Source organism: Cyclobacterium sp. SYSU L10401 (assembly GCF_010993705.1).
Lineage (GTDB): Bacteria > Bacteroidota > Bacteroidia > Cytophagales > Cyclobacteriaceae > Cyclobacterium.
In genome coordinates, this window is the sequence record NZ_WOFO01000001.1 from 68,459 (window position 1) to 81,937 (window position 13,479).

Here is a 13,479-nt window from a genome sequence, read left to right on the forward strand (position 1 = left end):
TTTTATAAGGGCTGATCCTTGAATTTGGTTTCGATGATAATGTCTTCCTCCAAAGTCCGGTGAACCGGGCATTTGTTGGCAATCTCCAGCAGTTTTGCCCGCTTTTCCTCATTCAAAGCTCCTGAGATTTTCAAATACCGGGTGAACCGGCTGATTTTAGCGTCTTTTTTTTCAAAAGCCTCCCCATCCTTTCTATGTACCTTGTCATGGTCCAGATAAACCACAATTTCCTCTAAATCCCATTTCTTTCTCTGGGCATACATTTGCAGGGTCATCGCAGTACAAGAGCCCAATGCAGCCATCAATAAATCATAAGGAGTAGGACCCAGGTTATCCCCTCCTACTTCTTTCGGTTCATCTGCCAACAGGTGATGAAAGGGGGTTTTCACTTCGGAGGTATACCCCTTTCCGGCCAGCCGAACCTTTACTTCATGGCCTTTGGTGTCATTCGGCGGGCTCCTTGAAGGAATGTATTTTTTGGCCCAGGTACTGATTATTTCCCCTGCATACTGACTGTCTTTGGACTCGGATAAGAGATGGTCTGCTCCATCCAGGGAAACGAAGCTTTTGGGGTGGAAAGCTTTTTCATAGAGTTTGGCAGCATGGCTGATGGCTACGATGTTGTCCTGCGGAGAATGCAGGATAAGGATGGGTTTTCTTAATTTTGAGAGGAATGAGCCGAGGTCTTTTTCCTGTAGGTCCTGAAGGAAAGAATGATTGATTCCAAAGTCTCTTCCTCCAATATTTACCCTGGCGTTGCCTTTATCTTTGATGGTATCCAGGTGCTCTTCAAACAAGTGAGAAATATGCAGTAGATCAGAAGGGCTACCTATGGTCGCCAAGGCCTTGATGCCCGGCAACGATTGGGCGGCATAGATGGAAGCGGCTCCTCCAAAGGAGTGCCCGATCAATAAAGAGGGTGCCTCGTATTCCTCAGCTAAGAAATTGGCTGCGTCTACCAGGTCAGAGATGTTGGAGGACAAGTCCGTGTTTTCAAATTCCCCATCACTGTTTCCCAATCCGGTAAAATCAAAACTCATCACTGCCACGCCCATTTGAGAAAGGGTGTTGCAGATGTTCTGGACGGCTTTCAGGTTTTTGCTGCAAGTGAAGCAATGGCCAAAAAGCGCGTAAAACCTGGGAGGCTGATCCAGTGGATGATAGATAAAAGCAGCCAGGTTCAGGTCTTTTCTGTTTTTAAATAATACTTTTTCAGTTTTCATAGTAGGTAATATCAGGTAGATGTGTGGGTGGCAGGGAAGCTGTGAGAAGCTCTTCCAAAAGCCTAAGGCCACAATATTTCACAATTCAGCAAGCCATAAAAATGGGTTTCAATGAGGAATTAGTCATGTTTTCAAGACTTCTTTCCCCTGAACTCACCTTATAGGGATGGCAATATGTAGAAAATACGGGAAACCGGGAAAAGTATCCCAGTTTCCCGAATCCTTCGGATGATCGCAACTTTTACCTTATCCCGTTTGAAAGGCTTTATTATCTTCGCTGCCAAAAAGCACAGGAATATCCCACCACTCGCCAGACATCAGCAGGCCGAAGACATCAAATAATACAGTACCGACTATTCCTGCAATGATGGCGTTTTTCCAATTGATTGATTGCATAACGAATAAACTTTTAGATTCAGGAATTAGATTTAATTCAATGGAGCTGCTTCCGGAAAATCTATGGGTACCTTTGTCACATTATGTAACATGTTGGTGATGGCTTTTTCGCCTACCGCTACAATGGTATCTACCAGATTTTCTTTATCATATCCGGCTTCAAAGAAATTTTCCAGAATCTTGTCATCAATTTTCCCCGCATTTTCCATGACCGATTTGGCCAATTTTGCCAGGGCATCAAATTTTGGGTTGAAAGCTGCTTTTCCTTTGCGGATTTCAAGGACTTCTTCGTCAGAAAAACCGTTCATTTTACCGATGGCGGTGTGGGCCGCCAGGCAATAGGAACAACCATTGATTTGGCTGACTACCAGATTGACCACTTCTTTTTCTTTGTTGTTCAGGCTGGTCTTGCCATTGGCAAAGGCGGTATACCTGGCCAAGGCATTTTTTGAATAGGCGTAGGTAGCATAGATATTGGGAATAAAACCCACACCACTTTCGATTTTCTCCAGGATTTCCCTGTTTTCACTGCTTACTGTTGCTTTGCCTGGTACTTCAAATTTTGTGTTGCTCATAACTTCTTTGTGTTTCTAATTTAATGATGTTACAAAGGTGCTATGAATGGCAGGCTTGGGAAATGGCAATACAACCCTATTACTTGTCAATTTTTCCCGAAGGAAGGAAATTGGCAGAAAAAATAAGGATTCACATCAAAAAGTTACTGCATTCCGGATGTTTCCAGCCTGGAAACGAAGCGGACGATTTCATCCACCATGGATTCACGTTCTTTAAAAGGAATCAGGTGTCATTTATTTTCAAAGGTTTTTATTTCCAGCCATTTTTCTGGGATTTTCTTTCCTGAGTATCTCCATTGGTATTTATTGAAAAGTTCAGTTTATTGCAAGTCTACAAATAGAACGTTATATGGGTATTCGATGCACGATACTACTACTGCTTATGGCTGGGACAAACGTAATGGCACAGGAATATTTTGAAAAACAGTATGCCGGAGTCTGGCAACGAAATTTGAACTATTCGAAAGCCGTGGCCGAAGCCATGCCGGAAGTGAACTACGATTTCAGACCAACGGATGAAGCCATGTCTTTTCAGGAGCAATGGCTTCATGTTGTTGATAATATAAGTATGCTGACCGCACGCATTACAGGCGATCGTAAAAACTTTTACCGCAAAGAGGATGCGACCGGCTTTAGTAAAGCAGATGTCCTGGATGTCCTCGATCGGGCCAATGCCTATGTGCTGGATTTGATCCGAAATGCCTCCGAATCTCAGCTAAATGAGGAGATTGAATTCGGGGGCGTTTCCATGACCAAGGAAAACATTTTTTACCTGCTTCGCGATCACCAGGCCCATCACCGGGCACAATGCCTGGTATACCTTCGAATGAAGGGAGTATCGGCTCCCGGCTATGTCGGCTGGTAGATATCCTGCTAAAAAAATGTCAATAGGATAATATTTGCTGTTTTTGGGAAATTATTGCCTGGAAACGAGTGTTATTGATCCATGAATGTATCCTTTCCACGATTAATTTGTTTCATTGCCCTGACTTTTTTTGCCGTTCCGGCAATTGCTCAAAGCCTGCCGTTTAAAACCTTGCTAAAAACTACCTATGACAAGGATTTTCCCCTGGTCTATCCCGAGCAGAAAGACTTGCTGGAGGAAGCGGTGATTTTGGATACCCGTGAACGGGAGGAATATTCCGTTAGCCACCTTGAGTCAGCCCAATGGGTAGGGTACGAAACATTTTCCATGGAGTCGGTGTCCGAAATTTCAAAGGACGAGACCATTGTGGTTTATTGCTCCATTGGAGCCCGAAGTCAGGAAATTGGCAAAAAACTAAAGGCGGCCGGGTACCAACATGTATACAATTTGTATGGAGGGATCTTTCACTGGGTCAACGAGGAGAATCCGGTTGTGACCCCCAATTCTGATCGAACGGATCGGGTACATACCTACAATAAAATGTGGGGCGTGTGGTTAAATAAAGGGGAAAAGGTATACTGATCATCCCTCTGTTTGTCGATTGCATCATGCTCTATTTCATGAAATTAGGGTAGTTTTTTTTTGGAAACTTTATTCCAAATGAACTGTTTGTTAAGTGCATAATTAGTTAATTTAAAGCATGCAGCAAGGGTTTCCTGTAGGATAGCAGACAGTTACCCTAAATTTCCCTAATTGTGAATCCGAATCAAATAAAATCAGTTCTATTCACTAATTTTAATTTCTGAAATGAAAATTAACTGGATCATGCTGGTCTTTATCAGCTTTTTGAGCTGTTTTTATAAACTGGAGGAGAATGACATTATAAGTTATAGTAGAAACAGAATTTTAGTGAAAGATATTGAAAGGCTGTAGCGAGCTATAGAACCTCAACAAAACATAGAAACTTCCATGAAAATCCTTATTCTATTTGCACTTTTCTTGTTTAACGTATCTTGTGGGGATTCGCCATTGGGTGGGGTAGATACCGAGTCGCCCGCACATGACATTTTTGATTCCTTGCTCTCGATTCATGTAGACGAGGAGGGCTTAGTGGATTACAAGGGTTTTATCGCCGATAAAGAGGCGTTCGAAGATTACCTGCAGTTGCTTAGTCAAAATCCGCCCGATAGAGATAGCTGGTCCAAAGAAGAGCAACTGGCCTATTGGATCAATGCCTACAACGCCTTTACCATTAAGTTGATCATTGATCACTACCCGGTAGAGAGCATAAAGGATATAGGTCCTTCCTTAAAAATCCCTTTGGTAAACACCGTCTGGCACCTGGAGTTTTTTGAGATTGGCGGTAAGCCGGCCAGTCTGGATGAAATCGAACACCAGATTCTTCGAAAAGAGTTCGACGAGGCCCGCATTCACTTTGCCATTAATTGTGCTTCGGTTTCCTGTCCGAAACTATTGAATCGAGCTTTTACCGCAGGCAAGCTCGAAACCCAATTGGAGAAGGTTACCAGGGGATTTATCAATGATCCCAGCCAGAATGACCTGGAAAGGAATGAAATATCCAGTATATTTTCCTGGTTTAAGGAGGATTTTACCAGAAAAGGCAGCTTGATAGCATTTATCAACCGCTACGCAGATAGCCCCCTGGACCCCAATACCAAAATCCGCTTTAAGGACTATGACTGGAGTTTGAATGAATAGATTCCCCGACCTTTGGGGTTTTCCCAACCCCGAAGGTCTTTTCCCAGGTCTTAACTGAATCGGAGACGAAAAAAACCATCGAGGTATCAAAGACCTCAAAGGTTGAGGGATTAAAAGGAATATTGGGCATATTTTTCCCTAAACTCACGAGGAGGGATTTTCATGTGGGTTTTGAAGAAACGATTGAATAAAGATGGATCCTCAAAGCCCAATTCCCATCCGATCTCCTTTGATGATCGGTCAGTATAAAGAAGCAGTCTTTTGGCCTCTAGAATGAGCCTGTCATGGATGATCTCCAGAGGGCGTTTGTCTCCCTGCTGGGCAAATATATTGGTAATGGTTTTGGGAGACCGGTTCATCAATGCTGCATAATCGGCCACCTGCCGATGGGTTTTGAAGTTTTCTTCTACCATCACATTGAATTGGCGGGCCAGTTCCAGCTCTTTTTCGGGAAGTTTTTTGTTGAACAATTGTTTCCTGGCCAACCTGGTAATCCGAATAATAAACCTTTTCAACAGTAGCCGGAGCATTTCTTCCTGATTTTGGTCCCTGGTATCAAACTCTTCCTGAAGCACGCTAATCAAGGTTCTGAGCCGAAGGATTTCCGCTTCATCTAGCTGAATGATGGGGTTATAATTGGAACCAAAAAATAGCAAACCGCTGCAGGAAACCTCAGAATCGTAGGTGTGAATGCAATAAAAGCCTCGGTTGAAGGCCAGGAAGAGAATTTCAGGCTGGTTGTGTTCTTCCAGAACCGTTATTTTTTGAAGATAGGTACAACTCAGTAACTGATTGGGCTGCAGCAGGATCTGTTGTCCATCAATAGCTAATTTTAAAGAAACTGCCCCAAAATTCCAAAAGAACTTGAGGTGGTTCTCTGTATCTTTAAGTGTTTTTTCAAATTCATTTCCATCTGCCAGATGAAAACTTCCTTCCAGGGACTCCAGGTTAAAGTATTTATGCATATATCATGTGTCTATAATTTGTTTTTAATAGGCCACACCTTATCCCGCACCGAAGGTTGGGATAGCCTGTCCCGATACTAAATCCGGAGAATCTTGCATGTAGTATAGCCATCCCAGTGTGTGACGGGTACGTCATGCTCGATTTCAGCTATTAAAAGGCCCATTCTACATTTAGGCCGAGCCTTAAATCTTTTTTGTAGTCCTGATTCAGCTCGTGTTCTGCTCCGACTGGTGAAGTGGTATCATGGGACCATAGGGCCCATCCATATCCGATAAATGCCGACAATGCCCACCTTCTGAAATTATACCTGTACCCGGTAGCCAAGCCGGCGTAGAGGGCCTGGTATTGGTGGTTAATGGGAGAACCTGTAATGGTGTTTTCCTCTCCCCAACCATATTTGGAATACAATTCGCCAAAAAAACCACTGCCGGGAGTTTCTCCCGGTAAAAAATAATTTCTGTAGGCGAAAGCAATAGAACTGGCTGATTGGTCCTCAGCTTCAGACCACTGGTTTACCCGATGCGCTATTCCCAACCAGAAACCGCTCTTTTGGTAACTGTATTCATAGGAAAATACCAGGTTGTCTGCAGCTAATCCCAAAATATTTGTTCCAATGCGGTGATGGTATTCCTTGTTTTCCTGGCCATACGCATGGTATTGATTTAGCACGCACATAGCCGTCAATAAGATGTAGTATTTGAGATTTTTTAACATGTCATAGGGATTTGTTTTCTCAGCTGTCATTGGCCATGCGAAATTTGATGGTAGATGGGGCCACCCCAAAATCAGGACATATAAGCTCAGGCAATCCCTGTTCTAAAAGACCGATTTTTATCAGGGCCTGGTGGTGTATGCTATGTTCCAGACAGTAGGCCAATTCTCTCTGAAAAGAAGACGGGATGCTACAAATTTCCGATTCACCTACTGTATAATTTGCCAGCAGTGCCGTATTTCCCAGGATTTTTTGGGATTCCAGGTAGTCAATGATCCGGTCAATGGCCTTAATGGCCTGCAGCGGGTTTCTCTCCAAAAGTGTATCTCTTTTTCGAGCATCGTAATTTACCGGAGTATTTTCTATACAGGCATTGGTAAGACAGGTATAAAACTCAATGATATGTCGGATATGCTGCCCAATGGTAGCTCCTGACAAATAAGTGGAGGGGTATTGATATTGGTCCTCATTTAAGCTTTTCAGTAAGGCAGAAATACTTTTGAGATTTTCCTGACATTCAACTTGCATGGATTTAGGGGTTAAAGGTTTCTTTTACATGGGTATTGGCTAATTCATGGTAGCCCATTACAGCTACCTCTGTAATATTTGGTTTCCAGAAGGTTCCACCTTCCATTTTCAAATAAATATGTCTGATTTTCATTTTTTTGCCATTTATTTTTCCAAAAACGCCATAATTTCCCGACCCATCTTTTATTAGTGTAAATACTTTTTTGTCAGAGGAAACAAATTTGAAATCGACCCTTTCTTCATTTTGATGGATAATGTCGATACCATATCCAAACTTTTTTTTAATCCAGTTTACAGGTACCAGTTCCCCGGAATTTTCATTATCCAGCCATTTTAGGCTGATCGGTTCATCTTTTCTTGGAAGATCGTTTTCATCCAGTTGTAAAAAATAAACAATCTGATCCTCATTCAGACTGCGCTCTATGGTAAAGAGTACCTGCTGTCCCATGGATGTAAATCCAGGAATTAGCAAAAAAGCAAACATGACTGCCATTCGTATCAACATGATCTTTTTTTCCTTTTCGCCCAATTAGTCGGGGAGGCCATACTTTCCTGACAAATTCGATGACATTTTTTTTATTACTGTATCAACTAAAGTTATTTATATAGTTGATATTCAGGTATGTAAAGAAATAAAAAGAATTCTCATAAGAAATTCTAATTAGAATTTACTTTGAATCTATTGACAAGCATAAAGTAGGCATGGGTTTTTTATCTTTAAACCTTCGATTGGGACAGGTGCAAGGTGATTTTAGTTTCGTTTCCATTCTCTGAAATTTTTTAAAGCCGTTTTGAAGGTTGCTACAGAAAAACCCTCCTGCCGGTTTTTTTCACTAATCTGGAAAATAATTTTCCAATGCTTGAACAATGTTTTGACCGCATCCAGGTATCTTCCGTTTGGGTCATAAATATGAGCTGGTTCGGCATTTACTCCGTTAACCTCCAGTATTTTGATGCCGTTTCCTTTCAGGAAATCAGTCAGGGAGGGTGCTTTAAGGTCAAAACGCCCGTAATGGAAATGCGGCAAATGGTAACTCAAGGCATCAAAGAAATACAGTAATTCCTGATTAGCCAATTGGTTGCCGTTGGAAAATTCGGTACCTCTGTTGTGGTTGCCTATGGGTTCCAGCAATTTTACCTTCCCTTCCGGCAATATTTCCTGAGGATCGATATCTTCTCTTTGCAACAGGTTTTTGGCGACAAGCCGGGCCCTGGGGATGCGCTGCACCAATTCTTCCAGGTTGGATTTACCATCACCTGTAACTGACAGAAAGGTTTTCAATACGATGGAGGGTATTTCTCCCGAAAGTTTATCAGGATACCGATAGTAAAAAAGACCTGCCTCAAAAGGACTTGAAATGTATTCCTGTAGCAAAAAATCAGACTTGCATTCCTGCAGGTATTTTTCTAGTTGAGGTGTATTTTTCAACAAGGCGACCCCCTTTCCCCGCTCTCCCCTGTCCGGTTTTGCAATGATGGGATAGTCCAGTTCCAGGGCCAGTAATTTGGCTTTTATCAAAGCTAAAGCGGATCCGGCTTTTACATATAAGGTCAAAGGTTTTAGCTCCTGGGGAAGGTTTTGGAGTTGTTTGTATTTGCTGCAATTATAAAGCCCTCCCATTTCCATTTCAGGATTGGCTGTGGTAAAGAAAAATAGGCTTTTGGCTTTTAAGGATAGCCAAAGGTAATAGAAAGATAATGGAAAATAAACGATCCAGGTAGGCCAATATTCCCAGTGGGTAAGTTTGGTGATAAAATTTTTTTGACCTGGTTGAAGCATGATAGGAATTTAAAAAGATTCTGCAAAATAAATGTAAAAGCCGCTGGAATCCGGTGTAATGCTATAATCAAAGCGAACATTGGTCCGGTCGTTTTTGCTCACCCGGATCCGGATTCCTGCCCCCGTAGCCAGGTGAATGCGTTCGAACAATTCGGTTCGTATATCCGGATAGACCCTACCCATCGATCCAAAGACTACAAATCCGAACCTGCCTTTGACATGCTGACGAAATTCCGATTGCAATATCATCAGGTGCTTATCCCTAAAGCGGCCCTGGTAATATCCCCTATGGAGAAAGGGTCCACCAAGGGTAGGAAAGGCCCGGTAGGGAACCGTACCCATAGAAAATTGGGCGACAAACTGATTCGCCCAGGTAGACTTTTCTCCTATTTTCCAGTAATCCCGGATATCAAGGGAGGCAAGCCCAAAATAGATGGGATTTTCATCGGCTTTCCCCATACCAAACACGGGTGTAAATTCTAAGAAACCTCCATCGGATGGTGAAAGGATGTGATCTCTTTTGTCCCACATAAATGAAGGGCCCAGACTCAGGTAGGAATAGCCCTTTTCCCCATTTTCGGGAGCAATGTCATTAAAAATGACTTCGTTTTCAGGAAATTCCGGTGTGAGCCACTGTCCCTGCAGGGAGATACCCATATAGGTATCATTTTCCAGTTTACTGTAGCTTTTGCTGCTTAGCGTAAAGGCGGAAAACTCATAGAGTGCCCGATTGGCTTCCTGGGTGTAATTCCCTATTCCATAATAGTATTCCGGAAATTTTCGATAGTCGAGGCTGCCGTTTAGAAAATACCGGTCATCAGCAGTATATATTTGCCAGGGTATGGTCAATAGATACTGCCGGTTTTGTGTGTAGGTAGCAAAGAGCCGTATATTGGATTTCCTCCGGCTGCCTTCCGAATAGTAGCTGTAAAAGGCAAAAGCTTCAAATGCAATGCGTGTTTCCGGGGTGTAATAAGCCAGGGGCAGGGCCTTGAAAATGGTGCTGTCGTTTTCGTCTTCCTGGGCCAGGGTCCACTTAGTGCTCAGCATCAACAGTAAAACCGTGATGATAAAGGAAAGATGTTTCGGTATGTTTACTGCTGGGTGCAAGTCGGTGGTCAAATTTTCTTTTAGTTATACCTGATCAGTGCGCTTTCCAGGGATACGCCCGGACCGAAGGCAGCGGCATAAATTGTTTTCTTGTTTACATTGATATAGTCCGGATCCTTTAGTATCCGATCTAAAACAAATAATATGGTGACCGAAGACATATTCCATTTAATTAGGTCAGTTTTCAACATATAAATCCAAATATACGTCGTCAGACATGACCCAACTGCTGCCACCAACCCCAAAATTCCGTCGATCCAACTGTCCCGATATGGTAAAAGCAGTTTTACCTCCGGATTCCGAAATGTCTACTTCCAAATCAATGGGTAGCGTTTTCCCTTTGATGGTTAAATCACCTTTCACTTTTAGTTGTTTACTGCCCGAAGCACTTACATTTGTAGATTTAAAGGTGATGGTCGGATATTTTTCAAGGTGGAAGTATTCTTCCTGTTTCAGGTGATTATCGCGTTTATTGATACCGGTGTTGATGGAACTAACGGCTATTTCTGCAGAAAAGCGACTGTTTGATGGCTGACCTTTATCATAATCAACTTGCGTGGTAAAGGATTCGAACAGGCCTTCTACATTTAGTCCCAGATTCCTTATGTTAAATTTGATATACGATTCTTCCTGAGTTCCTTCCCATGTTGCATGGGTGTCTCCGGGTTGAGAACTGAAGGTCCAAAACCAAAGTGCTACTAAGAATGATATTTTCATGGTAATTAGGTTTAAATGGCGTTAGTAATTAGTTAAAGGGGTTGTAGGAGACTGCAAGAAAAACAAGTACAGGCTTGTACCTGAATCGATTGTTGGCGTAGGTAAGTTCCTGGTTGCTGGTGTATTCGGAAAAGGTCATGTCCATACCTCCTCTTAGCCAGGTTTTTTCAGACAGGGCATAGGCGATGTAAAATTCCGATTTGATCTGACCAAGGTCGTTGTCTCCGCCTAGCAATAAGTTAAATGAAGAAGGACTGGACTCGAGCGTTTGGGGATACTGCCCCGTGTTTTCGGAAGAGATAAACCTGGAGTTATCAGTACTTCCAAATCCTACTCCAATCACGTCAATATTAAAACCAAGCTTGAATTTGGAACTGAACTGGTACTGTAAGTTTATCAGTGCGCTTAGGCCCATGGAATGAGGACTATTTACCAGCAGGGTGTCAATGGTGGCATCATCCCCTGTAAGGTCGGCAGGAGCTGTGATGTAGTTCAGCTCGCTTCCGGTAAAGCCAGAGAAACGGATACCGTATCCCAGGCGAAATTTATTGGAAGAGAACAAACCATAGCTGGTATTCCAGGAAAGTGCATAGGAGAAACTGCTGTTTTCGCCCATGCCCAAGGCCAGGTCAATGTTGGATTCTTTTTTTGGCAGGGCCATATCTTGGGCCTGCACACAGGTGACTGCTAGAAAAAACGCAGTGAGGAACAGATAGAATTTCATTAAATTTTTCATAGCTTATTTATCAAAGTTTTTTTGTTGGTTTTCTTTAAAAAAGATAAATGCAATGGCTAAAAAGCCAATTCCGGTTAACGCAGGTGGAATCATAAAATTTCCTATGCCCATTACTATCAGTACGATAGCGAGAAGGACTAATACAATGGCGACTAGTTTTTTCATGGTTTTGATTTTTTGGTTTTATCTGTATTCAGGGTTGGGGTGGTCTTTACTTTTTCGATCATCCCAGGCGGTTCGTTGATTTCCGTATGCAGGGATGCCATTTGTTTTTAATAGCTGCGCCTGGTGCATCAGGTTCCAGGTCATAAAGGTGGTATTGCGGTTGGTAAAGTCGTTTTCAGGTCCGCCGGATCCCTTATCCAGGTAAGAGGGCCCGGGCCCGGCCTCGCCGATCCATCCGGCATCTGCTTGTGGAGGAATGGAATAACCCAGGTGTTGCAGGGCATATAAGACACTCATGGCGCAATGCTTCACGCCGTCCTCGTTACCGGTCACCAGGCAGCCTCCAACTTTCCCGTAATAGGCATATTGGCCCTCTTTGTTCAATTCCCCGGAAAACCCATATAGGCGTTCGATTGCTAAAGAGGCCACGGAGGATTTTTCTCCCAGCCAAATGGGCGTTCCCAATACCAGGATATCGGCTTCCATGATTTTTTTCTGAATGGGAGGCCAATCATCCACCTCCCAGCCCTTGGTGGTCATGTCGGGATAGACCCCAAAAGCAATCCGGTGATCCACCGGCCGGATTATTTCTGTCCGAATCCCATTGGCTTCCATGATGGCCTGACTCATTCGAATCAAGCCTTCGGTATGGGATTGCTCCGGAGATTTTTTTAAGGTGCAGTTGAGAAAAATGGCACTTAACCCCGAAAAATCATAGGGGCTGTCCTGATTAAGTTGTTGTTGAAAGGTATTCAGTTTCATGTTTGATTGATTCAAGGCATCATCCTGAAACTGAGAAAAAATTTAAAAGGGTGACCGTCAAAAAGGCAACGGTCTGTTCACTAAATTTCCATCAGCCAGGATAATCGTTCGTTATCTTATTTGCTGATAGAGTAGTCGGAAAGGGAGGGATTTCCTGACAAAAAAATTAATCTTCTTTTATTTTTTCAATAATCCGTTCTTTCGTTTTAGGAGGCAGTAGGTCTCCGGTAGCTCCTTCCGTGTTGATCCATTTGGAAAGGGCCTTTTCAATGGTTTTGCTTTGTTGCTGGTACAGGTTGCAGACCACACACATTTTTACATGCACGTAGAGCCTGCACTTTTCTTTAAAGGTAAGCGGAAAGACCGCTTTTTTCTCAATAAGACAAGTCGCTTCTTTACAGGAAAGAAGCATGATGTTCATGATTTTTTCTAAATTCATACCAGATGGGTCAATTAGCGCCAAACCAATTTATTTCCAGGCATTTCTTCAGCAGAAGTTTGGCCCTGTGTAACACCTGCCAATAATTAGTCTTGCTGATCTCCAGTTCCTGACAAATTTCAAGCGTCTCTTTATCAAAAATATATTTGGATATGACCGCCAGGCGCCACCTTGGGGGGAGGTCCTCTATGCAGACGTTCATCACATCGTTAAAGGCAGGGTCATCCAATAAGTGCGTATCGTTCGACCAGGCCTCTTCCAGCCCATTGGCTTTCCAGTTTCCATTGGCATTAAAAAGTGTTTCGGTAAATTGAAATGCCTGATCATCCAAATGCACGGTTTTTTTGGCAGACTTCCGGTAGTGGTCGATGATTTTATTGTTTAAAATCTTCAGCAGCCAGGTTTTCGGACTGCTCTTTTCTTTAAATCCTTCAAAGTTTTTAACAGCGGCCAAAAAAACTTCCTGAACCAGGTCTTCCGCCACCTCACGGTTGCCTGTTTTATGATAGGCCCAACTGAATAGATAGTCACCATGGGAGTTAACCCATTCACTGACTACCACGTGTTTGGATGTTTGTTGGGACTTTTTTTCCATAAATGAGGGACGCGTATCGGTATTCGCTATCAATTACCCAAGTAAATATAAAAACTCCCTCTAATCAACTTTTTTTACCTTTTAATTCTTTTATCAACCGCATAAAATAGACTTATGCAAAAGCCATCTCCGTAGTAAATTCGGTATTTCGGAACAGGACATTGAGGTAATCGATTTAAAAGTAAAACTGA

Annotated in this window: 19 protein-coding genes; 3 read left to right on the forward strand and 16 right to left on the reverse strand. The window is 42.8% G+C overall.

The features are described 5' to 3' along the window. Positions 1 to 2 precede the first annotated feature (2 nt). The 3 genes from GL182_RS00280 to GL182_RS00290 all read right to left on the reverse strand — a co-directional run bounded on the left by GL182_RS00280 (position 3) and on the right by GL182_RS00290 (position 2,194). Positions 3 to 1,223, reverse strand: a complete 1,221-nt coding sequence (locus GL182_RS00280) for a bifunctional alpha/beta hydrolase/OsmC family protein (protein WP_163377573.1) — start codon at positions 1,221 to 1,223, stop codon at positions 3 to 5. Between the two features lie 246 nt (positions 1,224 to 1,469). Continuing rightward, positions 1,470 to 1,619, reverse strand: coding sequence for a hypothetical protein (locus tag GL182_RS00285; RefSeq protein ID WP_163377574.1), 150 nt, complete (start codon positions 1,617 to 1,619; stop codon positions 1,470 to 1,472). A gap of 32 nt (positions 1,620 to 1,651) precedes the next feature. Further along, positions 1,652 to 2,194, reverse strand: coding sequence for a carboxymuconolactone decarboxylase family protein (locus GL182_RS00290; RefSeq protein ID WP_163377575.1), 543 nt, complete (start codon positions 2,192 to 2,194; stop codon positions 1,652 to 1,654). A 382-nt stretch (positions 2,195 to 2,576) separates the two neighbouring features. On the opposite strand from GL182_RS00290, the gene GL182_RS00295 reads away from it, so the two are divergent. The 3 genes from GL182_RS00295 to GL182_RS00305 all read left to right on the forward strand — a co-directional run bounded on the left by GL182_RS00295 (position 2,577) and on the right by GL182_RS00305 (position 4,778). Then, on the forward strand, positions 2,577 to 3,059 hold the full coding sequence (locus GL182_RS00295) for a DinB family protein (protein ID WP_163377576.1): 483 nt from the start codon (positions 2,577 to 2,579) through the stop codon (positions 3,057 to 3,059). A gap of 81 nt (positions 3,060 to 3,140) precedes the next feature. Continuing rightward, positions 3,141 to 3,641: a rhodanese-like domain-containing protein gene (locus GL182_RS00300; protein ID WP_163377577.1), complete on the forward strand. Its 501-nt coding sequence runs from the start codon at positions 3,141 to 3,143 to the stop codon at positions 3,639 to 3,641. A gap of 387 nt (positions 3,642 to 4,028) precedes the next feature. Then, the gene (locus GL182_RS00305; protein WP_163377578.1) at positions 4,029 to 4,778 is read left to right on the forward strand and encodes a DUF547 domain-containing protein; all 750 of its coding nucleotides are present in this window, start codon (positions 4,029 to 4,031) and stop codon (positions 4,776 to 4,778) included. 110 nt (positions 4,779 to 4,888) lie between these two features. Here the strand turns inward: GL182_RS00305 and GL182_RS00310 are convergent, their stop codons facing one another. The 13 genes from GL182_RS00310 to GL182_RS00370 form a co-directional block, all read right to left on the reverse strand. Then, positions 4,889 to 5,743, reverse strand: coding sequence for a helix-turn-helix domain-containing protein (locus GL182_RS00310; RefSeq protein WP_163377579.1), 855 nt, complete (start codon positions 5,741 to 5,743; stop codon positions 4,889 to 4,891). A 151-nt stretch (positions 5,744 to 5,894) separates the two neighbouring features. Next, positions 5,895 to 6,458, reverse strand: coding sequence for a hypothetical protein (locus GL182_RS00315; RefSeq protein ID WP_163377580.1), 564 nt, complete (start codon positions 6,456 to 6,458; stop codon positions 5,895 to 5,897). A 19-nt stretch (positions 6,459 to 6,477) separates the two neighbouring features. Continuing rightward, positions 6,478 to 6,984, reverse strand: coding sequence for a DinB family protein (locus GL182_RS00320; protein WP_163377581.1), 507 nt, complete (start codon positions 6,982 to 6,984; stop codon positions 6,478 to 6,480). A 4-nt stretch (positions 6,985 to 6,988) separates the two neighbouring features. Then, positions 6,989 to 7,489, reverse strand: coding sequence for a DUF4833 domain-containing protein (locus GL182_RS00325; protein ID WP_163377582.1), 501 nt, complete (start codon positions 7,487 to 7,489; stop codon positions 6,989 to 6,991). A gap of 246 nt (positions 7,490 to 7,735) precedes the next feature. Then, entirely contained in the window at positions 7,736 to 8,764 is a 1,029-nt protein-coding gene (locus GL182_RS00330) for a hypothetical protein (protein WP_163377583.1), read from the reverse strand. 9 nt (positions 8,765 to 8,773) lie between these two features. Further along, positions 8,774 to 9,874, reverse strand: coding sequence for a BamA/TamA family outer membrane protein (locus GL182_RS00335; RefSeq protein ID WP_163377584.1), 1,101 nt, complete (start codon positions 9,872 to 9,874; stop codon positions 8,774 to 8,776). A 20-nt stretch (positions 9,875 to 9,894) separates the two neighbouring features. Continuing rightward, a complete protein-coding gene (locus GL182_RS00340) occupies positions 9,895 to 10,035 on the reverse strand; it encodes a hypothetical protein (RefSeq protein ID WP_163377585.1) in 141 nt (46 codons plus the stop codon). Positions 10,036 to 10,051: 16 nt separating this feature from the next. Further along, positions 10,052 to 10,591, reverse strand: coding sequence for a YceI family protein (locus GL182_RS00345; protein ID WP_163377586.1), 540 nt, complete (start codon positions 10,589 to 10,591; stop codon positions 10,052 to 10,054). Positions 10,592 to 10,619: 28 nt separating this feature from the next. After that, the gene (locus tag GL182_RS00350) at positions 10,620 to 11,315 is read right to left on the reverse strand and encodes a hypothetical protein (RefSeq protein WP_163377587.1); all 696 of its coding nucleotides are present in this window, start codon (positions 11,313 to 11,315) and stop codon (positions 10,620 to 10,622) included. A 15-nt stretch (positions 11,316 to 11,330) separates the two neighbouring features. Further along, the gene (locus tag GL182_RS00355) at positions 11,331 to 11,492 is read right to left on the reverse strand and encodes a hypothetical protein (RefSeq protein WP_163377588.1); all 162 of its coding nucleotides are present in this window, start codon (positions 11,490 to 11,492) and stop codon (positions 11,331 to 11,333) included. Positions 11,493 to 11,510: 18 nt separating this feature from the next. Beyond that, positions 11,511 to 12,254 carry a flavodoxin family protein gene (locus tag GL182_RS00360; RefSeq protein ID WP_163377589.1) on the reverse strand — a complete coding sequence of 248 codons (744 nt, stop codon included), beginning with the start codon at positions 12,252 to 12,254 and terminating at the stop codon, positions 11,511 to 11,513. A gap of 166 nt (positions 12,255 to 12,420) precedes the next feature. Continuing rightward, on the reverse strand, positions 12,421 to 12,693 hold the full coding sequence (locus GL182_RS00365) for a hypothetical protein (RefSeq protein WP_163377590.1): 273 nt from the start codon (positions 12,691 to 12,693) through the stop codon (positions 12,421 to 12,423). 10 nt (positions 12,694 to 12,703) lie between these two features. Beyond that, positions 12,704 to 13,288: a sigma-70 family RNA polymerase sigma factor gene (locus GL182_RS00370; RefSeq protein WP_163377591.1), complete on the reverse strand. Its 585-nt coding sequence runs from the start codon at positions 13,286 to 13,288 to the stop codon at positions 12,704 to 12,706. Between the last annotated feature and the right edge of the window lie 191 nt (positions 13,289 to 13,479).

Coding starts and splice junctions, on each gene's coding strand:
- GL182_RS00280 (WP_163377573.1), bottom strand. CDS start 1,223: ATGAAAACTGAAAAAGTATTATTTAAAAACAGAAAAGACCTGAACCTG.
- GL182_RS00285 (WP_163377574.1), bottom strand. CDS start 1,619: ATGCAATCAATCAATTGGAAAAACGCCATCATTGCAGGAATAGTCGGT.
- GL182_RS00290 (WP_163377575.1), bottom strand. CDS start 2,194: ATGAGCAACACAAAATTTGAAGTACCAGGCAAAGCAACAGTAAGCAGT.
- GL182_RS00295 (WP_163377576.1), top strand. CDS start 2,577: ATGGCTGGGACAAACGTAATGGCACAGGAATATTTTGAAAAACAGTAT.
- GL182_RS00300 (WP_163377577.1), top strand. CDS start 3,141: ATGAATGTATCCTTTCCACGATTAATTTGTTTCATTGCCCTGACTTTT.
- GL182_RS00305 (WP_163377578.1), top strand. CDS start 4,029: ATGAAAATCCTTATTCTATTTGCACTTTTCTTGTTTAACGTATCTTGT.
- GL182_RS00310 (WP_163377579.1), bottom strand. CDS start 5,743: ATGCATAAATACTTTAACCTGGAGTCCCTGGAAGGAAGTTTTCATCTG.
- GL182_RS00315 (WP_163377580.1), bottom strand. CDS start 6,458: ATGTTAAAAAATCTCAAATACTACATCTTATTGACGGCTATGTGCGTG.
- GL182_RS00320 (WP_163377581.1), bottom strand. CDS start 6,984: ATGCAAGTTGAATGTCAGGAAAATCTCAAAAGTATTTCTGCCTTACTG.
- GL182_RS00325 (WP_163377582.1), bottom strand. CDS start 7,489: ATGTTGATACGAATGGCAGTCATGTTTGCTTTTTTGCTAATTCCTGGA.
- GL182_RS00330 (WP_163377583.1), bottom strand. CDS start 8,764: ATGCTTCAACCAGGTCAAAAAAATTTTATCACCAAACTTACCCACTGG.
- GL182_RS00340 (WP_163377585.1), bottom strand. CDS start 10,035: ATGTCTTCGGTCACCATATTATTTGTTTTAGATCGGATACTAAAGGAT.
- GL182_RS00345 (WP_163377586.1), bottom strand. CDS start 10,591: ATGAAAATATCATTCTTAGTAGCACTTTGGTTTTGGACCTTCAGTTCT.
- GL182_RS00350 (WP_163377587.1), bottom strand. CDS start 11,315: ATGAAATTCTATCTGTTCCTCACTGCGTTTTTTCTAGCAGTCACCTGT.
- GL182_RS00355 (WP_163377588.1), bottom strand. CDS start 11,492: ATGAAAAAACTAGTCGCCATTGTATTAGTCCTTCTCGCTATCGTACTG.
- GL182_RS00360 (WP_163377589.1), bottom strand. CDS start 12,254: ATGAAACTGAATACCTTTCAACAACAACTTAATCAGGACAGCCCCTAT.
- GL182_RS00365 (WP_163377590.1), bottom strand. CDS start 12,693: ATGAATTTAGAAAAAATCATGAACATCATGCTTCTTTCCTGTAAAGAA.
- GL182_RS00370 (WP_163377591.1), bottom strand. CDS start 13,288: ATGGAAAAAAAGTCCCAACAAACATCCAAACACGTGGTAGTCAGTGAA.